Consider the following 23,322-nt stretch of genomic DNA (forward strand, 5'->3'; position numbering starts at 1 on the left):
TGACGCCAGGACGGCGTTTAGGCACAGTGTCTGCGAACCAACAACGGATTATCGTGTTCTATAGTTAGGGTGTGTCCACACCCTTTCAGCGTGTAAGGAAACCAGCATGAAAAAGTTATTATTTATTGTTTCTCTCTCTATCCCGCTATTCGCGTTGGCCAGTCAGGACAAGCCTGACGGAGATCTCGGGCAGTTTATGCAGGCCAATCAAAACTCTGAACTTACCATTGCCTATGACGATCTCGACGCGTTTCTCGACAGTGCCGTGTATAACGTGGGGCATTCTACCCGTGAGAAAGCGAGTGCCAGCAATGGCATTACCGGCACGTACATGCGCGAGCGGGCAAACCGTCTGACTGCGCTTGAAGGTAACCGGATTTTTTTCCAGGCCTTTGAGAATGACGCGTACGCCGAGGTGTTGACTACCCTGCAAAAGAGCCTGGAAACCCTGCCGGATGCCGCGCCACTGTCCTCGTTTAACAAGAATGAACAGCTTGCCTACTGGCTGAACCTTTACAACTTCACGATGATTAACACGCTGGTAAAAGCGTTACCTTATCCTGATATAGGCCGAATGCTGGCGGACGAAAACGACCCGCTGATGGACCGTAAGCTACTGACCGTCAGCGGCGTGCCACTGAGCCTGAATGATATAAAATTTCGGATATTAAAAGAAAAATATGATGCCAATCCGCTGATTCTTTATGGACTGTTTCATGGCGTCATTGGCGGGCCAAGTATTCAGGTAAAAGCCTTTCGCGGATATAAAGTCTGGCGGCAGTTAGAGCAGAGCGCCATTGAGTTTATTCACTCTAACCGTGGCAGTTACTATGGTGGCCGGCTCTCTGCGTGGTATGCCGACAACCTGGCTTTTTTCAATAATGATAAGGCCGTTTTGAAAGCGCATGTGCTGGATTACCTGTCTGATGATATTCGGGACGACATCGCCAGTACGCCGGCAGACGCCCTGAAACTGGACATACATGACCATAATCTGGCTGATATCGCCGGCGGAAGACAGTTTGGCGCGGGACTCGCGAATAACCGCGCTGCCCTGATTGACGCTGGCCGCTCCTCACAACAGGGCGTAGGGATGACCCAGAGCTTCATTGGCGACACGCTATTATCGTCAGCCAAGTTCAATGTTCGTTTCAGTGATCACGAGATTGAAATGCTGCAGAAAATGAAAGACAAAAATGCGGTCAGTCGGGGGCGGGTAACCATCACCGATATGTTGCTACAGGAGCTGGAAGAAGACGCGTCATCCTCAGATAACCAGCCTTAGGCCAGCCGGGTTTGGGGCGTGGCTTTCGATAATTACAGCACGCCCTGACCCAAATCGTACAGCCACACCACGGTCAGGATGACCCGCATCCTGACCTTGCGAACCCCGTCTTCTTTGACCATGCTTACATTTCATATTTTCAGGGAGCGTTGTCATGAAATCCATTCTTGCCGTTTTGCTGTTCAGCCTCTTGTGGTCTGCCGGTATGCAGGCGCAGACCTCATCGCGTTATGCACCGTTTATGTCGGCAGACAATAATTCAGAGCTGACCATCGCCTATGATGATCTTGATGAGTTTCTTAACGCCAGTGTCTACGTGGTGGGGCGCTCGACGCGAGAAAAAGCGCCACGCGCCAGCGGCACCACCGGAACGCGACTGAAAAACCGGGTAAACCGGCTCACTGCGCTGGAAGGTAACCGTTTTTATTTCGATATTCTTCAGAGTACGGACTATACCGACATTCTTACCGCCATTCACCAGAGTCTGGCGGCGTTGCCGGATGAAGTGCCGCTGTCAGGATTCAACCGAAATGAGCAACTGGCCTATTGGCTGAATCTGTACAACTTTACGTTATTCAGTGAGCTGGCTAAAGAAGGCGGCTATATTGATATGCGGCGGCTGCTTGATGATGACGATGACAGTTTACTGAACCGCAAAGCCGTGACCGTTGCGGGCGTACCACTCAGTCTGAATGACATCCATTTTGATATTCTTCTGCAAAAATACCATGGTGATCCGCTGGTCATCTACGGGCTGTTTCAGGGCGTCATTGGCGGGCCTACGCTGCAGGATGAAGCCTTCAAAGGGGAAACTGTCTGGAAGCAACTTGAGCGCCTTGCCAGTGACTTTATCAACTCAAACCGTGGCACCTATTACGATGGACGATTATCGGCCTACTATCAGCGTAATCTGGCCTTTTTTGATAACGATAAGCAGAAACTCAAAGACCATGTTCTGGATTATCTTGAAGACGATGTCTATCAGGATATTGCGGCCACCGCTGCGAACGATCTTGAGCTGGATATAGAAGATCTTAACCTGGCGGACATTGGCGGAGGCCGTGAGTATGGCGCCGGTCTTATGAAAAACAATGCGGCACTGATTGATTCCGCGAATGTTGAGCAGCGCGCGGGCTCGGTCACATTCGCAACGCAAAACTTCCTGGCCGAAGGCTTAATACGCAAGTCCAGACTGAATGTGCGCTTCAGTGCGGATGAACTCGAAGTGCTCAATGGCATCCGGCAGCAACACGAAATTAATGCCGGCCGGGTCAAGGTGACTGACCTTAGCAAAGAAGAAGCAACCAAAGAAAAAGAGCAAAGATAAATCATATTATGTTGCAATTATATACAGGGTGATTTTGGTAACTGCTTGCGAATTAACCATTTTTCGTAGATGCTAGAAAAACCTTAACAATAAGGACTGTTAAAAATGAAACGACTTCTAACGACTACACTGCTGGTGGCCACGTTGGGCCTGAATGTTCAGGCGGCGCCTTCACCAGAATATGACGTTTTTATGCAGGCGGATAATGCGTCTGAACTGAGTATTGCCTACACCGATCTCGACCAGTTTCTGGATATGAGCGTGTACGATGTGGGTCCGTCGACCCGTGAAAAAGCGGATAAGCAAAGCGGTACAACCGGCACGCGTATGCGCAATAAAATTAACCGCCTGACCGCGCTTGAAGGTAACCGCTTTTATTTCGATAACTTCGATAATGAGAAATATGTCGAAGTACTGAATGACCTGCAGCAGAGCCTGGAAAGCCTGCCCAATGAGGTACCACTGTCCAGCTTTAACCGTAATGAGCAACTGGCTTACTGGCTGAATCTGTATAACTTTACGCTGCTGAAGGAAATGGCCAGTGAACATCCGGGCCTGGATATGCGGCGTCTGACCGGTGATGACGATGACAGTCTCAGAAACCGCAAAGTCGTGACCATTAGCGGTGTGCCACTGAGCCTGAATGATATTCACTTTAAAATACTGAAAGAGAAATACCACAGCGATCCAGTGGTGATTTATGGCTTGTTTCAGGGCGTCATAGGTGGCCCGTCGATTCAAACGGAAGCCTTCACCGGTGAGAAAGTCTGGCGACAGCTTGAGCGTATTGCAAAAGATTTTGTGAACTCTAACCGCGGTACGTACTACGACGGTCGTCTGTCGGATTACTATGAACGTAATCTGGTGTTCTTTGATAATGACATGCAAAAGCTTAAAGACCATGTGCTGGACTACCTCAATGATGATGTCTATCAGGATATTGTCGCGACAGATGCCGACGACCTTGATCTTGATATCCGTGACATCAACCTGGCGGGTGTTGGCGGCGGACGTGACTTTGGCGCAGGCCTGATGACCAACAATGCGGCGATGATTGATGCGGCACGTGTTGAGCAGCGTGGCCTTAATGCCGGTGGTGGTGGCGCTATGGGCAATGGGGCCGTACAGAACTTCGTGGCTGAAGGCCTGATTCAGAAAGCCAAGCTGAATGTTCGCTTCTCACCGGATGAAATTAGTGTACTTAAAGGTCTTCGTGACCAGCACGATGTGGCAGCAGGTAAAGTCCGCGTGACTGACCTGTCTGAAGATGAAGCCAAAAAGAAAGAAAAACAAAAGCAGGACCAGTAAACACTGTTCCGCTAAACCCAAAAGGCACTTAAATGAAGTGCCTTTTTTTGTCTGTATTACACGTCAAAACACGCTTTTCCAACTCGCAAGCAGCCTGACGCACTGTATTCGCCTTTACGACTATTATTAACAGCCGCTTTACATTAAGGTTATCTTAAGCTTCCGGATATACATTTAAAAAATTAATAAAATTAAAGAGAGAAGTTGTGAGCGTCGACCTGTCTGTTGTTATTCCTGCAAAAAATGAAGAAGAAAATGTCAAACCTCTGGTGATGGAAATTGTCAGTGCGTTGGGCAATAGCTGTACCTATGAAATTGTCTATGTGGATGATGGCAGTGACGACGGTACTTATGCTGCGTTACGCGCGCTGGCTGATGGCGACGTCCCGCAACTGCTGCCGGTTCAGCATCAGGCATCGGTGGGGCAGAGCACAGCAATACTGACGGGAGTAAAACAGGCGACAGGCAGGCTGATTGTGACCATGGATGCCGATGGTCAGAATGATCCTGCAGACATTCCTGCCATGCTGGCCGCTGCCGACAAACTGAGCAACCCGCACTTCTGCATTGCCGGCTACCGTAAACAGCGTAAGGACACCGCGTGGAAACGGTTTCAGTCAAAAATTGCAAATGGTATTCGCCGTCGTTTGTTAAAAGACGATACGCCGGATACCGGGTGTGGCCTTAAGGTGATCCCGCGTCAGACCTATCTGAGCCTGCCTTACTTCGATCATATGCACCGCTTTTTGCCCGCCCTGATCCGTCGTTGTGGCGGTGAAATTGTCGTGGTGGAAGTCAATCATCGGGCGCGCGAACACGGGGTGTCTAAGTACACCATGTGGAGTCGCCTGTGGGTGGGTATTGTCGATATGCTGGGTGTGATGTGGCTGAGCCGGCGCGCCAGGCTGCCGGTCATTGTGCAGACAGACAAGCAGGATGTCCCGGTTACTGCCAGCCAGCAATGATATCCCGGACCGCTATGCGATTCAGTGAATACAAGCGCGTTGCGATGGTCAGGATTGCGTTTCGTCTCAGTGTGTTGCTGCTGTTAAGTATTGGCATCAGCGAATTGCTGCAATGGCTGCCCTCAATGTCTGAGTTTGACCAGGCCTGGGTGGACGCACATACCCGTGACAGTGGTTTTCAGGGCGCCATGATCTTTACCGGCGTTGCGGTATTGCTGCTCAGCGCGGGACTGCCAAGGCAACTGGTTGCGTTTCTGGCAGGCTATGCTTTCGGGGTTGCTGAAGGCTTTCTGTATGGCACCCTGGCAGCGGTACTCAGCTGTGTTGCTACCTTTTATCTGTCGCGGTTGTATGCCCGGCCACTCGTGGTGCGCTGGTTTCTCCGGCGGGTTGCGCCGCTTAATCGTTTCCTGGTCCATCATCCGTTTACCAAATCCCTTATCATCAGACTGCTGCCGGTTGGGAACAATCTGGTGACCAACCTGCTGGCCGGTGCAACGCATATCCGCGCTTTACCGTTTTTTATGGGCTCAATGCTCGGTTACATGCCGCAGATGCTGATTTTTTCGTTGCTGGGTAAAGGCGTGCTGGTGCAGTCATACTGGAAAATTGTGCTGAGTATTGTGCTGATGGGCATTTCCGGGGTACTTGGGGTTTATCTCTATAAGCAGCGCCGGGCCGCATTCCCGGAAGACACCGCACCGATTGATGAAAACCAGGCCGGGCGTCAGACTCTGTAATTCAAGACGGAGAACATGATTGTGTTTCTGAATGCGTTGACAGAAAGGCAGCAATTCATTGCATTAATGGTGATTTCAGCGGTGCTGATTCTGGCCGGACTTGGCCTGCGCGATCCCTGGCCTGCCGATGAACCCCGGTTTGCGCTGATCGCCAAGGATATGATCGACTCTGGTCAGTGGTTTTTTCCGTCCCGTGGAGGCGAGCTTTATCCCGATAAGCCACCCGTGTTCATGTGGAGTATTGCGCTGTTTTACGCGTTGACGGGCTCGATAACCGTCGCGTTTCTTATCCCGTCTGCACTGGCAGGTCTGGCGACCGTTTACCTAACCTATCGCGCTGGCAGCATGTTGTGGGACCGTCAGACAGGCCTGTTGAGCGGTTTCCTGTTACTGTTTTGTTTCCAGTTCCTGTTGCAGGCGAAGTCGGCACAAATTGACGCGCTGGTGTGTGCGTTTATTACCCTTGGTTGTTACAGCCTGCTGCGCTTTTTATTATATGACGGGCAGTGGCGTTGGTACCTGCTTGCCTGGGTCGCAATGGGACTGGGTGTCATTACCAAGGGCGTCGGCTTTTTACCCTTGTTGATGCTTATTCCCTATGTCATTGCGCGTTGGTCAGGGGCTCATCATCTGGCACCCATCCAGCGGGAACACTGGCTAAAATGGGCCTCCGGCCCGGTGGTTATGCTGGCTGCAATTGGCTGCTGGCTTATTCCGATGCTGTTGATTGTGGCAGGTAGCGACGATACCGCGCTGGCTGCATATCGCGACAATATCCTGTTTCGCCAGACCGTCACACGCTATGCGGATTCGTGGCATCACATTAAGCCGTTCTGGTATTTTGTGGTGTCCGTCATTCCTGCTTTCTGGTTACCACTGACATTATTACTGCCCTGGCTTATCCCTCAATGGGTACGGGCATTCAGGCAACAGGACGCACGCATTATTCTGACCTTGAGTTGGGTGCTGCTGGTGATTCTCTTTTTCTCAATGAGTCCGGGCAAGCGCGGCGTTTATATCTTTCCGGCACTGCCAATACTGTGTGTGGCTGCAGGGCCTTATCTCAGACAGGTGTTCTCAAAACCGTTACCTTCATGGCTTATATGGGGCCTGACAACGCTACTGGCCGTTGCGTTGCTGGGGCTGGGTATTGCCGGTGAGCTTGGTGTCAAAGCGGCAGTGAAACTGCAGGCAAAATATGAAATCTCGCCCTGGGCGTTTTTCATGACGGTTGGCGTATGGGGGATTGTCGTTGTCATTGCTAATGCGCGCCGACAGCGCTGGTTGAGCTGGCCCGCTTTTCTCGCCGGTCTGTGGGTACTTTACAGTACCTGGGGTTACAGCTTGCTTGAAGATGTAAAAACTCCTAAGCCAGTGTTTGACACGATGGCGGCCTTTGTTCCGGATGACGCGCAACTTGGGCTGGTGGATTTTTCCGAGCAGTTTATTTTGTTTTCGCCTTATCCGGTGACCCATTTCGGTTATCACACCCCCACGGAAGACCAGTTGAAAGCCGCCTATCAGTGGCTCGGGGAAAAGCCACATCGTTACATTCTGCTGGACAAGTCGCATATATCGGGCGATTGCTTTATGCCTGATAAGGCGATAGACGCAGGTTATGCGCATCGCACACACTGGGTGTTGCTGGGTCGTGAGACGCGCACCGAACAGTGTGAAAGGCCTGCGTCCGACGTACACACTTACACCACGATAAAACGACAGTAGTGCGCTGAACAGCCGGATAATCATGGTAAGCGGGCGACAAGGTGAAAGAACAGGCTGACCGGTCTTGCTATCCCGGGCGGGTCAGCCACACTACAGACTGAGCCTTACTGATTATTATGAACTGATTATGCATGCCAGACTCCTTGTCGTTCCGTTACTGTTTTTTTCTGCATCCAGCCCTGGTATGTCGTTGCAAGCGCAATGTCAGGCACACTTCCCGGCCAGCGCATTATCGACACTTAATCAGCAGACGTTCAGCGCCGATGAGCAACAACAGACAGCGCGGGATCTGCTGCCTTGTCTCGCAATGGCAGACCCGGTTATTCGCGATAACACCGCGTTTCACCTGCTAAGCACATGGATGCGGGCTGGCGCGCTGCAGCCTGACACACTGACTGCGATTACTAAGGAATTACTGGCACACATTGAGAACAACGTTAACGACGATGCAGGCGTTTATCTGCCATTTGCGGTACTCACGCTGTCAGAAGTGGTGCGGGTTGACAGAATAACGCCTTATCTTGATAAACCGACACTCGCCCGGGCCGGTGATGCCACGGCCAGGTACCTCAGTTCGCTCACTGATTTTCGCGGGTATGACGAGGCGTCGGGCTGGCGTCATGCCGGCGCACACAGTGCCGATGTGTTCTTGCAACTGGCGTTAAACGAGCGCACAGACGCCAGCATGCTTACTACGATATCCTCAGCGCTGTCAGTCGTCATTAACCCATCGGAGGTGCATTTTTACCGGTATGGGGAGCCCCAGCGCTACGCCAGAGCCATTGCATATATGATGCTGCGTGATACGCTGCCGGTAAGTCACTGGGAAACCTGGTTAAGCAATACCGCCAGTCCAGCGCCTTTTGAGAGCTGGGATGCGGTATTTTTCAGTCAGCGCGGGCTGGCCGCAAGGCATAACATCAGGGCGTTTTTACTTGAGCTTCATCACCTTATCGCTGACAGTGAGAATGCCCGCCTTAAGTCGATTAACATTACGCTGAGCTCCTTACTTGCCGCACTATCGTAGGACTTCTCTGCTCTGACCAGTGCTTAAAATGACGATCTTTCTTAATTGATTAAGAAAAGCCCTTTCAATTTGTCGCGGTACTGCTACTATTCACAAATCATTCACAAATGAGGGGAAGTGATATGCACGTTCTCGCGAAGCTTATTGGCGTGTCTGGTCTGCTTACCGGTAGTGTGCTGGCGGCTGATTTTTCGGTATCGTCACCAGACGGCGACATCCGGTTTACCTTTACCGATAAGAATGCGCTGGCACAGTACACCGTTGACTATAAAGGCGATACGCTGATCCGCCCAAGCAAGCTGGGTTTTACCTTTGAGCAGGCTAACCCGCTGTACCGTGATTTCAAGGCAGAAAAAGTCTCAGAAACGTCGAAAGATGAGACCTGGGAGCAGCCATGGGGTGAACAGCGCCTGATCCGAAACCACTACAATGAGCTGGCGGTGCGTTTCACTTCTCTCAACGACGCATCGCAACAGTTTGTGGTGAGGGCGAGGGTATTTGATGATGGCATTGGTTTTCGCTACGAAGTGCCCAATGACGGCGAGATTGCGATTACCCGCGAACTGACACAGTTCTACCTGGCCGACTCACATGAGGCCACCGCTTACTGGATCCCGGGACAGTCGCAGCAGCGTTATGAGTATCTGTATCGTGAAACGCCACTGACCGATGTGGACGTAGCGCACACGCCAATGACCGTGAAATATCAGAACGGCACGCACCTCGCCTTTCACGAAGCCGCGCTGGTAGATTATGCCGGAATGAGCATACAGCATCTCGAGCGGGGGCTGATGGAGGCTACGCTGTCACCCCGGGCAGATGGTTCAAAGGTGAAGAAAACCGGCAACTTTACGACACCATGGCGGACAGTGACGATTGGTGATCGCGCGGTTGATTTGATTAACAGCTACATCACGCTGAACCTCAACGAACCCAATAAACTGGGTGATGTGACCTGGGTCAACCCCGGTAAATATGTCGGCATCTGGTGGGGAATGCATATCAGCAAGTTTAGCTGGGGCAGTGGTGAGCACCATGGCGCGACAACGGAGCGCACCAAGGCCTACATGGATTTTGCCGCGAAATACGGATTCGATGGCGTGCTGGTGGAAGGCTGGAATAAAGGCTGGGACGGCGACTGGATGGCAAACTCCGAGCTGTTTTCATTCACAGAGAGCTATCCCGATTTTGACCTCAAAGCAGTGACAGATCATGGTAAGAAGGTGGGTGTGAAGCTGATCGGGCATCACGAAACTTCAGGTGGCATCACTAACTATGAAGAACAAATGGAGGCGGGCTTTAAGTTGTACCAGCAACACGGTGTGGCGCAAATTAAGACCGGCTACGTCAACTTCGGTCAGAACCTGACACGCAAGGATGAGAATGGTGTCATGCGCTATGAATACACCGACAGCCAGGATGTGGTGAATCACTTTATTCGCAACGTCACCACTGCAGCAAAATATCAGCTTTCAATCAACACGCATGAATCAGTAAAAGATACCGGCCTGCGCCGTACCTATCCAAACTGGATCGCGCGTGAGAGTGCGCGTGGGCAGGAATATAATTCCGGCTGGTCGGCGCCGAACCCGGCCGAACATGTGCCGATGCTGGCGTATACCCGTATGCTTGCAGGTCCGATGGACTTTACACCGGGGATCTTCAATCTCGACTACAAGCGTGAAGACAATGGTGGCATGGAAGCAGGGGTTGATGCCAATACGCGGCCGGTATCGACACTGACAAAACAACTGGCAGAGTATGTTGTGCTTTACAGCCCAATCCAGATGGCGGCAGACCTGCCGGAAAATTACGAAGCCAATCTGCCTGCCTTCCAGTTTATTCTGGACGTGCCCACCGACTGGGAGAAAACCGTCGCGCTACAGGGCGAGGTAGGGGATTTTGTCGTGGTAGCCAGAAAAGAGAAAAAGCACCGTGAGTACAGCGGTAACGACTGGTATCTGGGTGCAATCACCAACGAGGATGCACGTAACCTGGCGATCCCGCTGACGTTCCTTGACGAAGGTGTGACATACGAGGCGCAGATTTATCGTGATACCAAAGACACAGACTGGCAGACCAACCCGTATGCCATGGCAATTGAATCACGTAAAGTTAGCAAGGGCGATGCCCTGAATATTCGCCTGGCGTCAGCCGGTGGTGTTGCAATTCGCTTCAGAGCGCTCTGATGACCTGGGCCGGCAACCACTTTCCTGTTTGGAAAGTGGTTGCTATTGCCAGATTTCGTGATATGGTCAAGGATAGCGACGGTAACGAATTTTTTAAACACACCCTTAAGGTGAATCACTCATGATAATGCAAAACATGCACAGCCAGTACTTTTATAATTTTACCTACTGATTGCACCTGACGTTGGTGTTCAGGGGCAGCTAATCGCTTCTGGGCATCGCAGGTAACATGTTTCGCAATAGCCCAGAAAGTAACAATCTGGGCTTTTTTATGCCCGCAAAACGGGAAAGACCATGAAAGAATTAACCTTAGGCGATATCCGCAAGCAACATAAAGTGAAACAGGAAGTGGTGGCAATGGCACTCTGTGTCACCGCATCCGGTGTCAGCAAACTGGAATCCAAACGTATTCAGGACGTCCCTCTGCATCGTGCTGCAGCTTACCTGGCCGCGGTGGGCGGGGAACTGAAAGTGGAAGTGACACTGCCGGGTGGTGTTTCACTGTCGGTTGGTAGCGCAGTCAATTAAACGCTACCTGTAACAGTGTGTTATGTGGCTGTCAGGACTTGTTTTTTCAGCGCTGACGTGCAGACTTAAGGCACCGGAGCGCGAGAGGACATACCGATGGCTGTACATGAAATTACCCACCCTTTGATTCAGCATAAACTTGGACTGATGCGTGATGCGAACGTCAGTAGCAAGGACTTCAGGGAACTCGCTGGTGAGGTAGGCAACCTGCTGACCTACGAGGCGACGCGGGCTTTGCCAACCGAGTCGGTCACCATTGAAGGCTGGGCGTCAGAGCCGATTGAGGTAAAACGTATCAAGGGTAAAAAAATTACCGTGGTACCCATTCTGCGGGCGGGGTTGGGCATGCTCGATGGCGTACTGAACCTGGTGCCCAATGCAAAAATCAGCGTCGTGGGCTTTTACCGCAATGAGGAGACGCTGCAGCCCGTCGCCTATTTTGACAAAGTGGTGAAGGACGTTGACCAGCGAATTGCATTGATTGTTGACCCCATGCTGGCGACGGGCGGCACGCTGATAGCCACCATCGACCTGCTGAAACAAAAAGGCTGTACCCATATCATGGGGCTATTTCTGGTGGCAGCGCCTGAGGGAATAAAGGCGGTACAGGACGCACATCCGGACGTGGATATCTTTACGGCCGCCATTGATGAGAGACTGAATGAGCAGGGTTATATCCTGCCTGGTCTTGGGGATGCCGGCGATAAAATTTTCGGCACCCGGTAATCAGGCAACCCGAGTACGTAACGTCTTCTTCTGACTGATTAATTTTTTAACAAACCAGTAGGACATTTGTTAAAGAAATGATAAATTAAAATCAGTTAATCGATTAAGTCACGATCGCATAAAGAATGCAGGTCCTCGATTTAATTTTTTTTGCCATTATCAGTGCATAAGAGCGTGCGTTTTGCCTGCTTGACGAGTTTTAAGGAAAAACTGGTGTTGCTCTGCGGTGTGGCTGGCAAGGCATGAGTTTACATGAAGAAAGTAAAGCTGACTCTCAAAGACGTTGCACAAAAACTGGGGGTATCCACCGCCACCATTTCCAACGCATTTAACCGTCCTGATCAGCTCTCCGCTGCGAAGCGGGAGGAGATCCTTGAGGCCTGCCAGCGCATTGGCTATCACGGTCCGAATAAAGCCGCCCAGATCCTGCGAAAAGGGCAGTCGAATATCGTGGCGCTGGTGCTGGCTGACAGTATCAGTTATACCGTCAGTGACCCGGTAGCCAGTACCTTTATCCGCGGTGTGTCCTCAGTGTTGCAGGAACACAAAAAGCACCTTTTGCTGTATGCCGGTGATTCTGAATCCATTCAGGACGTAGTGGATTTTGTTGACGGGTTTATCTGCTATGGCTTGCCCAGAAATCAGAAGCTGGCGGACGAGCTCGCGCGGGTGACAAAACCGGTCGTGTCGGTCGACTTTGACCTCGACACCCGTCCTTCGGTGAACATCAATAATGAAGAAGCCTGTTATGAGCTTGCAAAACAGGCGGTGGCCCAGGGCGATCACGTCGCCATCTTAGGCCTGCGTCTGATTGACTCACCGACTACCTGTCGTATTTATAACAGCCCGTTGCTGGACACCGACAGCTCGATTTCTCATCGTCGGCTTGACGGTTATCTGCGTGCCATTCATGAAGCAGGGCTGACGATTGAAAATGACTGGATCTGGCATATCCCGGAGAGTGACAGTCAGTTTGCCCGACAGGCGGCGCGCGAGGTGTTATCCAGTAATCCTCGCCCGAATACTGTGTTGTGCATGAGCGACATTATTGCGCTGGAGCTGTTGCAGTGTGCGATGGGAATGGGCATCAGGGTGCCGGAAGAGCTGAAAATTACCGGTTTTGATGGCATTGATGAGGCCGCACGCACGCGACCTTATCTTGCTACTGTGTGCCAGTCCAGCGAGCAAAAAGGCAGGCTGGCCTGTGAAATGTTGCTGACCGGCAATAAAGAACATCAGCTGCTGCCGTTCGAAATTCGCCTGGGTGAAACGGTTGGTTGACGGTCTTGTCTGCTAACGCGTCAGCGCCACATCGTGAGCAGGGAAGTTCATTGCACAGCCAGTGAATAAGCCGCCGATGTCCTTGTCATAAAACAGATCATGCTGCCTGAGGTCGGCAGGCTGATTGCCTGAGACCGGCGGAAAGGCACCATAACCGGCAAGCAGGCAGTGCCATGACGACACCCCGAAGTGCTGCTGTAAATTCTGGCGCTGAATTTCCTGAACAATATCCCCTTTGCGATACCACACATCCAGTAACTGCAACAATGACTCAGACAGGTGATTGTTGTTGCGGTTGTCGTGCCAGTACGCCGTGTCGCTGCGCGTATTGAGCTTATAATGGCACACGATGTAATCGCGCACCCGCTCAACACGCTCATGCATGATGGTATTAAAGTCTGACTGATAACGCGCGGTCAGTCCGCCTTTTTCGTAGTGTGCGGCAAAAATCTCAATACCCAGCTGAACCAGGTGCAGTGCCGTGGCCTCAAGTGGTTCGATGAAGCTCTGGGATAAGCCCAGCCCCAGACAGTTATTCACCCACTGACGGCGGGTCTGACCTACGCGCATGGTCAGATGACGGGCTGTGATGTCATCGCTGACACCGAGGTGCTGTCGCAGTTCCTGTTCAGCCTGATCAGCGCTAATGTACGCAGAGCTGTAGACGTAGCCATTACCTGTGCGATGCGTCAGCGGGATTTGCCAGGCCCAGCCATGAGGAAGCGCAGTGGCACGGGTTTCAACCGGCAGCGGGCTTTTTACCGCTGTCGGAATCACCACCGCACTGTCATTAAACAGGTTATCCGAAAAACTGACGAAGGGTTCGTTGAGCGTGCTTTGCAACAGTAAGGAGCGAAAGCCGCTGCAATCGATAAACAAATCGCCGCGCACTGAGCTGCCGTCATCCAGTTCGACCGACGCGATACTGCCATCAGGATGGGTGCTGGCATGGGTAATATTGCCCTGAATATGACGCACACCATAGGCAGTGGCGCGGGTTTTAAGGTATTCACCCAGTAAGCCGGAGTCGAAATGGTAGCCATACTCCATGCGAAACGGAAAGTGTGCCGGGGTCTTCGGTGCCAGGTGCTGCTGAGCCAGATAGCCGTTAAATAAAAAGCGCTCGGGCTGAGTAATTACATCGAGCCCAAGCCGGCGGGTCAGACAATTAACATGAAAAGCACGCTCGCTGTGCGTATCGAGCTGAGAGATAAACGGGTGACTATAGCTGGCAATGCCGGATTCAGGGCTCCAGCCGTCAAAGCGGATATTCACCTTATACGTGGCGTGACAGGCCGGCATCCAGTCGTGTTCATCAATACCCAGGGTGGTAAAAAAGCGTTTAAGGGTTGGGGTAGAGCCTTCACCAACGCCGACAATGCCAACATCCGGCGATTCCACCAGAGTGATTTTTACCGGCTTCTGACTAAAATAATGCGCCAGCAGGTTGGCTGCCATCCATCCAGCGGTGCCGCCTCCGACAATAGTAATCTGATGAAACGCTGTCATATCAGCCACCGGTATAGCGGGTAAGAAAATCGTCGTGAGCCAGCATCGCCGCCAGTGGTTCCTGTTTTGCCTGGTATAGCTTGTCCATGGTCTCCCGTAATGTCTTGTCGTCCGGCTGCAGGGCCGCAGGGTGAAAATCGCGTGGCATGATCCCCTGACCCAGCATTACCTGAAGCCAGGATGCATCGCGGAAAATATCGTTGGGCTCATTGAATATGGCGGCGGTCTCGCGGAACGCCTCTATTTTGTGAGCGAGACGATCAGGAATAGTAAGGGCGCGCATATCCTGCCAGAAGTCGGAGTCTGTGCGCTCATTCACGTGGTAGTGCAAAATAATAAAGTCACGAATGGTTTCAAATTCGTCTTTAGATTCGGCGTTGTACGCGTCCACCATGGCGTCGGATATGCCCTGGTTGGGGAACATTTTCATCAGACGTACAATGCCGGACTGGATCAGATGAATACTGGTAGATTCGAGCGGTTCAAGGAACCCGCTTGATAACCCAATCGCGACCACATTTTTGTGCCACTGTTTACTTGTGCGCCCGGTTCTGAAACGTATTTTACGCGGGGTGTCGAGCGCCTGGGTATCAAGATTGCCCATCAGCGTATCGTGGGCCTCGTCGTCGGTCAGATAGTCGCTGGCGTAAACAATGCCGTTGCCATTTCTGTGGGTCAGCGGAATACGCCACTGCCAGCCAACACGGTGTGCGATACTACGCGTGAACGGCGCGGTTTTGTCATGGCGCTCTGACGGTACTGCCAGTGCCGTATCCGCGGGCAGCCAGTGCTTCCAGTCTTCGTAAGCGACGCCGAGTGTCTGTTGTATCAGCAACCCGCGCATACCGGTACAGTCGATAAAAAAGTCGCCGTCAATCTGCTGGCCGTTTTTCAGCTGAAGGCCGGTAATGTAGCCTGAATCGGGATCGGTCGCGATATGCCCGATAATGCCTTCAACACGTTTCACGCCATCCTGTTCGGCAAGTCGCCGTAAGAACTGTCCATAGAGTCCGGCGTCAAAATGATAGGCGTACTGCATTTCGTAAAGCGGATTCTGGGTTTGAATTTTATTGAATTTCCCGGCTTCACAACACAGATAGTTCAGATCATAGTCCCACAGTGAGCGGGCAGCACCGATTGCGTTAGCACGCAACCAGTAATGCTGGAAACTGCTGTAACCCAGGTTCGCTCCCGGCGCCCCAAATGTGTGATAATACGATTCGCCGGGCACCCGCCAGTTCTCAAAACGAATAGCCAGTTTGAGTGACCCCTTGGTTTCTCGCAGAAATGCCTTTTCATCCAGGCCCAGCACCCGGTTGAATGTCTGAATAGGGGGAATGGTGGCTTCGCCGACTCCGACGATACCAATGTCCTCAGATTCGACGAGTGTGATATCAATGGCCTTAGGCAGCACTTTTCGTAACAGGGATGCGGCCATCCAGCCTGCAGTGCCTCCGCCGGCGATAACGAGATGACGAACCGGTCGCGTCATGGCGTTGTGTTCCTTTCTGTCTGTTGTTCAGTGCATGAGGTGAGATCATGCGCTGAGTAAAATCTGATGGTATAGCAAGTCACAGGGTAAAAAAAAGGGCCTGACGTCAGTGACGCGGGCCCTGTTTTCGCTGCAAACCGGCAGCGGCGCTGCCGGTGCATGTTACGTTACGACTTAGTAGAAGTTGTAGTTAACGTTCAGCATGTAATACGGGCCAAACTCACGACGCAGGGTAACGATACCGTTGCTGTCGATGGTTTCTTCCGCTTCATCGGTCAGGTTTGTGCCCTGCAGGGCAATACGCAGACCTTTGAGTGACTCAATGCCGCTCTCTGCAAAGTCGTAGCTGATCTGTGCATCCACCTGAGTGATGGCGTCACGGGTTGCTGCCTCAATCTTGTTAGAGCCACCACGCTGATACGTGAGGAACTCAGAGCGATCGGTTGCCGCAATACGGAACTCAAATCCGTTCATCTCGTAGTACGCCGTCAGCGAGTAGGTCTCGTCAGACTGACCCGGGATCCCGGTACCGTCTTCCAGTTCAGCATCAATCAGCGTTGCAGAAGCTGCGATACCGAAGCCGTCAAGCGCATCGGCCAGCATCCGCAGTGGGATTTGAGCTGTGAATTCCACCCCTTTCAGATCGCCTTCCAGACCATCTTCGAAGAACGAGTAGAAGCCCTGATCCGGTGGTGTCAGCAAATCGCCTGCGGCATATGGCGTATCCAGAGGACCATAGTTACCAGCTTCATCCAGTACCCGGTCGTGGAATCCCGGAATGAAGTAGTTAGCGCCACCGTTAGTCACGTCGTTAGTGAAGTCAATCAGCTGATTACCGTCGCGGGTCCAGTTAACGAGGTCTTTGTAGAACAGCGCAACCGACACATAGCCTTCATCTTCAAAGTAGTTCTCGAACGAGATATCAAAGTTGTTGGCCTCAAGCGGACGCAGTGTTGGGTTACCCGTGTTCTTAGACCAGGGTGAACCGTACTGACGTACTGCTGCTTCGGTGTTTGGTGTTGCGATAAGCTCAATGTTCTGGTCGAACTTAACAAAACCCGATGCCTTCATCTGGTCGATACGGGCACGGCTGATCGTTTTACTGGCAGCAAAGCGCAGGTAACGGTTCTCGGCCAGCTCAACGTTCACGTTCAGACTTGGCAGGAAGTGTGAGTAGCTGTCACCGTCTTCAATCAGACAGTCTGCATCTACCTGGCCATCATTGTTGTCATCACAGACTTTCAGGTTTGAGCTGACAATACCCAGATAGCCTGTTGAGCTTTGGTCGGTGTCGACATACTGCGCGCCCACATTACCTGTCACACGGAAACCACCGACTTCAGTTTCGAAGTTGGCTTTGGCATACAGGGTCAGCACTTCTTCATCAACGGTGAAGGTATCACCCAAGCGATCCGGCTCAAGCAGGCCAGCATCATTGAGGGTGTACTCGCCATCGTTATATGGTGCAAAACCGTCATAGGCGACAACCATGCCCAGTCCAGCCCAGGTCAGATCGGCCAGGCCGTTATACAGGTAGCTTGAAGGAATAGAATCAGAGTAAGGATATGAAGACGCCGTAGCGAAGAACCCCTTATTCTCTTTCATTTTGTAACGGTCTGAGTAGTTTACACCCACCGTGATCTCATTAACGATATTCCAGTCAACGTAGCCTGAGAATTCGACGCGCGCTGTGGTCAGTTCTTCTTCGAAGTCTGCATAGTTGAGGAAGCCGTCCTGCGCGTTCAGATAGCTGTATGGTTCGCCATTAGCTTTAAGTACACCGGTAGCAAACTGGTCTGCCAGGCTGGCCATACCGCCACCCCATTCCTGAGGGCCGGTCAGTTGCAGCAGTGAAGGATCAGAGAAGGCGCCCAGGCCTGTGCTGCCAGTGAAGAATACGCCGTCAGGGCTCATGGTGAACTCACGCGTACCCAGCTGATCTGCTGTCAGTGCGCCAGAGCGACCCAGACCTGCATAAGATTCGCCGCGCAGATCGCGTTTGCTTGACTGACTGTCAGCGATGTCGACCATCATTGTCCAGTCGTCGTTAATGTTGTACTTCAGGTTCAGACCGAAGGTTTGCAGATCACCTTCTTTTTGTGCAGGGTCAGTACGCAGAACCGGGTTTACACCAACCTGGGTGCCCGAGTTGTTTACGCCAGAACCCGACATATTGTCGGCTGCAAAGGGTTCGATGAAACCACGGATAACCCCTGAGTCTGCGTAGTCAATATCCAGTACATCCACCACAATGTCGAGGCGGTCAGTCGGACGCCACTGGAAAATACCGGAGATGGTATCACGCTCCAGTTCACGGCTAATCGCCTGGGTGTCCAGACCAAACGGCAGGATCTGCCCGTCACCGTTGTCGCCATAACCCCATACGCCGTATTTACGTTCGTTACGCGGTGATTCGGTAGACGCGATGGCCAGTGCAATACCCATGGTGTCATCATTGAACTTTTCAACGAAAGACAGCGCATAACGCTTACCCTGTGCATCAAACTCAGGGTTATCTGAATCGTTACCGCCTTTTTCAAAGACGCCGGTTACAGTGAGTGTCTCAGCGGCGGCAAGCGGACGCACGGTCTGAAGGTCAACCGTACCACCAATACCCTGCACCATCTGGGTGGCGTCAGTGGTCTTGTAGATGGTTGCACCTGTCATGATTTCGGCTGGGTACAGGTCGTATTCAACCCCGCGGTTGTCGCCGATACCAATCAGCTCACGACCGTTCAAAGACGTGCCGGTAAAATCTTCTTTAAAACCACGAACAGAAATACCGGACGTACGACCGCCGACACGTTCACCAGCCAGGCCAGGCAGCCTCGCCAGTGACTCGGCGATAGACGAGTCAGGCAGTTTACCAATGTCTTCTGCAGATAACGCTTCAACGATAGACGAGTTATCCATTTTCACCGCCTGGGCCCGGATGAGTGAGCCCCGGATACCGGAAACCTGAATGACTTCTACATTACTTTCGTCAGCATTAGATCCTGTCTGTGCGTTGTTTTCTTGCGAAAGTGCGTGGCCAGAGTACATGGCCGACGCAACGGCCAAAGACAGCAAGGCCGGTTTAAATACTTGTTTTTTCATCACTATGTGTGCCCCTGAGTCGCTAAAAACAGTAACAAGCTTCGTTACATGGTGTTAACAATAGAGAAACGACAGGGCTTTAGCAAGCGAATTTTGTAAAAAATCTTAATTGATTAAGTGTCGTTTTGTGTGCCTTTGCGGCGTGGTTTTAGTTGTTTTGCGGCTTCAGGCTTAATTGTTTCAGGTTGTTGTTAAAATGTAAGCGCACTCAAAAGCCCGTCGTGACACGATCGGGGAATGTAAAAAAAGTGTAGTAGGGGAGGGGCCGACCGGACCCTCCTGAAGGAACGGAAAATGTGTTTAACGTCCGACAGTGCGGTTAGCCGGGACACATACCTGGTCACCGTAGTAATTGTTCTGGTAATTGCAATGAAGGGTCAGCGCTTTTTTCGGCGTAACTAATTTTTTGATAAGTTGCATCGTTGTCTCTCCACTTTGTTATGACAACGACAGTATTGGTGAATTGTTTAATTTTATAAAGCTATTAAATTTGATTATTTTGATAGGTAAAATCGTTTTGCGGTGGCAGCGCCACCGGAATCACGGGACTAACTCATTTTCTTCAGCATACTCAGAGGCGCAATGCGCAGCAGCCAGTGCATGAAAGCCCAGGGCCATACCGGAACCCAGGCATTGGCCTTTTCTTTGTCGATTGCCTTTACAATGGCCTTGCAGCCGGTGTCCTGATCGACAATAAACGGCACGGTTTTCACCTTTTTGTTAATGTCAGTTCGGATGAAGCCAGGATGCACGGTGGTCACGGTAATAGGGGTGTCCATCACGTCGATGCGGATCCCCTCTGACAAAGAGGTCAGCGCGGCTTTGGTTGCGGCATATACAGTCAGTGCCCGGCGGAAGCCGCGTACTGCACTGATCGAAGAAATTGTCACCAGATGGCCACTGTTCTGACGACGGAAAATTTGCATGGCCGCCTCACATTGCGCCAGCGCCGACACGAAATTGGTAATGGCGGTTTGTTTGTTGGCCTCGAAATAGCCGGTTCCCACTGACGCGCCTTTGCCCATGCCAGCATTAACAATAATGCGGTCTATTGCACCAAACTCGGCAGCAAAGGCATCAAAGACAGCAAACACGGCATCATGATCATTCACATCCAGTGCCTTTACCGATACCCGGATAGCCGGGTTTAATGCTTCGCATTCCTGTTTTAGTGTTTCCAGCAAGTCTGTTCTGCGGGCGCACAAGGCCAGATTATGCCCTTTTTTAGCGAACTCCCTCGCCATACCTTCACCCAGTCCTGAGCTGGCGCCTGTGATCAAAATGGTTTTACGAAACATCACTCATCCCATACCAGTTGCTTAAAGTGTTTTCTGCACATGGACTCGTAGCTGTCGTTTCCGCCGATCTGTACCTGATCCCCCCCTTTGACGGGGTTACCTTCTGCGTCCAGACGAACCACAAAATTCGCTTTGCGGCCGCAGTGACACACGGTTTTTAATTCAAATAGTTTATCAGCCCAAGCCAGTAAATAATGGCTACCGGGAAACGTTTCGCCGAGAAAGTCCGTGCGCAGACCGTACGCGAGCACCGGGATATCCAGTTCATCAACTACATCAACCAGCTGACGCACCTGTGCCCGGGTCAGAAACTGCGCTTCATCAATGAAAACACAATCCAGCTCGGCGGCGTCATTTTCTTTTTTGATAACTGCGAATAAGTCATCGTCGGCGCGGTAGAGGCTGGCATCAGACTGCAGGCCGATACGTGAGGTGACTTTGCCGGTACCGTAGCGATCATCAAGTGCTGCGGTATAAATAATGGCGCGCATTCCGCGCTCCCGGTAGTTATAGGCTGACTGGAGCAGTGACGTCGATTTACCGGCATTCATTGCCGAGTAGTAAAAGTAAAGTTGTGCCATGGGTTCTTGGTCTAGTTATTATCGTTGTACCAGCTGATCAGCGCTTCGCTGGTAAGCGGTCGGGAGTAGAGGTAACCCTGTAGATGGTCGACCCCCATCAGGGTAAGGCGCGCAGCCTGTTCGTCGGTTTCGATCCCTTCTGCAATCGTATTACAACTGAATTCCCGTGCGATCAGCAATGTTGCACGGATTATAGTATCACTCCCCTCTTCGGGATTCTGCACAAACGAGCGATCAATTTTTATGTAATCGCAGCGCAGCGACTGCAACTGGCTGAGAGACGAATAACCGGTACCGAAATCATCAATGGATACGCTGATCCCCCGTGCTTTGATGGCATTGATTTGGGCAATGACTTTGTCCTTGTTGTGGGTAAATACGCTTTCGGTAATTTCAAGGTGCAGGCGGTGGGCAGCAAGGCCAGAACCAACGAGGACCTTATCGAGTACCCTGACAAAGTTATCATCCAGTAACTGAATGACCGACACATTGACCGACACGGAAATATCATCCGGCAGCGGCCACTGTGCTACATCAATACACGCACGATGCAGCACCCAGGTGCCAATGTCCTGCATTTGCCCGGTGCGCTCAGCAAGCGGAATAAATACGTCAGGCGGAATGAGCTGATCGTCTTTTTGCCAGCGCAGCAGCGCTTCAACGGCATAGAGTCTTTTGGTTCGGGCGTTAAGAATGGGCTGATAAACCAGAAACATTTCCCCCTGGGAAATGGCCTGCCTCAGGTTCTCGCACAATAGTTGCTCTTCACGCAGGGCGAGAAAAATCTCTTCGCTGAACACGCCAATTGAGCCACGCTGCCGCTTTTTCTGTTCATACATAGTCAGATCCGCTTCCTGGATCAGTGACGTTGCATTCATGCCGTGTTCGGGGAACAGCGCAATACCGATAGTAGCGTCCAGTGTGACCTGGTTATCGCCTACAGTAATGGGGATGGTGATCCCACTTCTTGCCGCCTGGGCAACCGCTTTGGCGGTATCAACATTGGCATAGGGCAGGGCAATGACAAATTCATCACCACCCCAGCGTGCAAGATGGTCAGGCTCGCAGTAGCGCTGTAAACGGCTGGAGACTTCCCGCAGGACCGCGTCACCGATCTGATGTCCGAGACTGTCGTTGACCTGCTTAAAACCGTCGAGATCGATAAACAGCACGGCGACCTGGTTGCGCAGGTCTTTGGCTTTTTCTATCAGGGTTTCCAGATAGCGAACAAAACCATTACGGTTAAGCAATTCAGTAAGCGGGTCGCGGTTCGACAGGCGGTGGATATCGTTGGTGCGCTTGGCTACCTCCCGCTCCAGTCGCGCATTGGCGTCATCAAGACGCTCATTGGACACACTCAGCGCCTTGTTCATGCGCTCTATTTCATTTTGCTCTTCCAGCATCCGCTGCTTGAGCGTCTCGTTTTGTGCTTTGATTTGGGCGGTATTAACAAAGAAGCGGTTGGTGCGGTTGGCGGTTGTCAGCATGCCAACCCAGAAGATGACACCCAGTGCGCCAAGGGTAGAAAAATGGGGTTCATTGTCGAGCAGGGCCCGCAAGGAAACGGGTAATATCAGTAAGGTACAATAGGTGAATGACACAAACCGGCTGGGCGCCAGCACCGACGCTGCACCGCCTGACATGGCTGACAGCACCACCATGGTTGATGCCAGTTCAATTTCGGTCATTATATCGTAAAGCAGTACGGCGTAGGTTGACCAGATAATACCGGCAGCGACCGAACCAAGCATAAAGCGGTTTCTGGCGGCGATGGGAGAATAGTCTGTTCCACGTAACGCATTCAGCCAGTGGAGCGTGTCCCCCAGTCTGACAAGCATGACCAGAATCATCATTGCCCAGAATGCAAACTTTATCGACTGTGAGCCTTCAGAGTGAAAACCGAACACCAGGCCACTAAAGGCAATGATGGTGATCAGCAGTCCGGCAAAGGAATTGCCATACAAAACGTCAACCAGTTCTCGCTGAACGGTTGCTGAGGCCGATGGACTAAATACCGAGATTCTCTTCACATCATCAATCTACAACGTCACGTTATCAAAAAATAACCGAAACCGACGCAGACCACAATCTGAACAGGATTTTCAGGCATAAAAAAAGCGGCTGTGATGAAGTGACCCCCAATAGTTGGACATTCCAATTACTGGGGGTCTTTTTATGTCCAAATACAATAGAGCGTTTAAGTTAAAGCTCGCCAAACTCGCTCAAACTCTATCTTCCGGGGAGG

Annotated in this window: 17 protein-coding genes; 11 read left to right on the top strand and 6 right to left on the bottom strand. The window is 51.7% G+C overall.

Going from position 1 to position 23,322, the window contains the following annotated elements; genetic code table 11:
* Positions 1-106 precede the first annotated feature (106 nt).
* From AB1N33_RS15140 to AB1N33_RS15190, 11 genes are all read left to right on the top strand, one after another.
* A complete protein-coding gene (locus AB1N33_RS15140; RefSeq protein WP_411272406.1) occupies positions 107-1,285 on the top strand; it encodes a DUF547 domain-containing protein in 1,179 nt (392 codons plus the stop codon).
* A gap of 154 nt (positions 1,286-1,439) precedes the next feature.
* Entirely contained in the window at positions 1,440-2,612 is a 1,173-nt protein-coding gene (locus tag AB1N33_RS15145; protein ID WP_411272407.1) for a DUF547 domain-containing protein, read from the top strand.
* Between the two features lie 105 nt (positions 2,613-2,717).
* On the top strand, positions 2,718-3,920 hold the full coding sequence (locus AB1N33_RS15150; protein ID WP_411272408.1) for a DUF547 domain-containing protein: 1,203 nt from the start codon (positions 2,718-2,720) through the stop codon (positions 3,918-3,920).
* A 206-nt stretch (positions 3,921-4,126) separates the two neighbouring features.
* Positions 4,127-4,885, top strand: coding sequence for a glycosyltransferase family 2 protein (locus tag AB1N33_RS15155; protein WP_411272409.1), 759 nt, complete (start codon positions 4,127-4,129; stop codon positions 4,883-4,885).
* A gap of 14 nt (positions 4,886-4,899) precedes the next feature.
* On the top strand, positions 4,900-5,625 hold the full coding sequence (locus tag AB1N33_RS15160; RefSeq protein ID WP_411272410.1) for a TVP38/TMEM64 family protein: 726 nt from the start codon (positions 4,900-4,902) through the stop codon (positions 5,623-5,625).
* 15 nt (positions 5,626-5,640) lie between these two features.
* On the top strand, positions 5,641-7,350 hold the full coding sequence (locus AB1N33_RS15165; RefSeq protein ID WP_411272411.1) for an ArnT family glycosyltransferase: 1,710 nt from the start codon (positions 5,641-5,643) through the stop codon (positions 7,348-7,350).
* 127 nt (positions 7,351-7,477) lie between these two features.
* Positions 7,478-8,377 (top strand): DUF2785 domain-containing protein, encoded by a 900-nt coding sequence (locus AB1N33_RS15170; protein ID WP_411272412.1) that lies wholly within the window; start codon positions 7,478-7,480, stop codon positions 8,375-8,377.
* 122 nt (positions 8,378-8,499) lie between these two features.
* Positions 8,500-10,566 (top strand): glycoside hydrolase family 97 protein, encoded by a 2,067-nt coding sequence (locus AB1N33_RS15175; protein ID WP_411272413.1) that lies wholly within the window; start codon positions 8,500-8,502, stop codon positions 10,564-10,566.
* A 294-nt stretch (positions 10,567-10,860) separates the two neighbouring features.
* The gene (locus AB1N33_RS15180) at positions 10,861-11,094 is read left to right on the top strand and encodes a DNA-binding protein (RefSeq protein ID WP_411272414.1); all 234 of its coding nucleotides are present in this window, start codon (positions 10,861-10,863) and stop codon (positions 11,092-11,094) included.
* 96 nt (positions 11,095-11,190) lie between these two features.
* Positions 11,191-11,820, top strand: coding sequence for a uracil phosphoribosyltransferase (upp, locus tag AB1N33_RS15185; RefSeq protein ID WP_411272415.1), 630 nt, complete (start codon positions 11,191-11,193; stop codon positions 11,818-11,820).
* Between the two features lie 252 nt (positions 11,821-12,072).
* On the top strand, positions 12,073-13,101 hold the full coding sequence (locus AB1N33_RS15190) for a LacI family DNA-binding transcriptional regulator (protein WP_411272416.1): 1,029 nt from the start codon (positions 12,073-12,075) through the stop codon (positions 13,099-13,101).
* A gap of 12 nt (positions 13,102-13,113) precedes the next feature.
* Here the strand turns inward: AB1N33_RS15190 and AB1N33_RS15195 are convergent, their stop codons facing one another.
* From AB1N33_RS15195 to AB1N33_RS15220, 6 genes are all read right to left on the bottom strand, one after another.
* Positions 13,114-14,610: a tryptophan halogenase family protein gene (locus AB1N33_RS15195; RefSeq protein WP_411272417.1), complete on the bottom strand. Its 1,497-nt coding sequence runs from the start codon at positions 14,608-14,610 to the stop codon at positions 13,114-13,116.
* A gap of 1 nt (position 14,611) precedes the next feature.
* Positions 14,612-16,102, bottom strand: a complete 1,491-nt coding sequence (locus tag AB1N33_RS15200) for a tryptophan halogenase family protein (protein WP_411272418.1) — start codon at positions 16,100-16,102, stop codon at positions 14,612-14,614.
* Between the two features lie 174 nt (positions 16,103-16,276).
* A complete protein-coding gene (locus AB1N33_RS15205; protein WP_411272419.1) occupies positions 16,277-19,198 on the bottom strand; it encodes a TonB-dependent receptor in 2,922 nt (973 codons plus the stop codon).
* A gap of 548 nt (positions 19,199-19,746) precedes the next feature.
* The gene (locus AB1N33_RS15210; RefSeq protein WP_411272420.1) at positions 19,747-20,496 is read right to left on the bottom strand and encodes an SDR family oxidoreductase; all 750 of its coding nucleotides are present in this window, start codon (positions 20,494-20,496) and stop codon (positions 19,747-19,749) included.
* Entirely contained in the window at positions 20,496-21,077 is a 582-nt protein-coding gene (locus tag AB1N33_RS15215; RefSeq protein ID WP_411272421.1) for a thymidine kinase, read from the bottom strand. The genes AB1N33_RS15210 and AB1N33_RS15215 overlap by 1 nt, the downstream gene beginning before the upstream one ends.
* 11 nt (positions 21,078-21,088) lie before the next feature.
* Positions 21,089-23,107 (bottom strand): putative bifunctional diguanylate cyclase/phosphodiesterase, encoded by a 2,019-nt coding sequence (locus tag AB1N33_RS15220; protein ID WP_411272422.1) that lies wholly within the window; start codon positions 23,105-23,107, stop codon positions 21,089-21,091.
* Positions 23,108-23,322: the final 215 nt, after the last annotated feature.

This window comes from Alteromonas nitratireducens, from assembly GCF_040812025.1.
Taxonomy (GTDB): Bacteria; Pseudomonadota; Gammaproteobacteria; order Enterobacterales; family Alteromonadaceae; genus Alteromonas; species Alteromonas nitratireducens.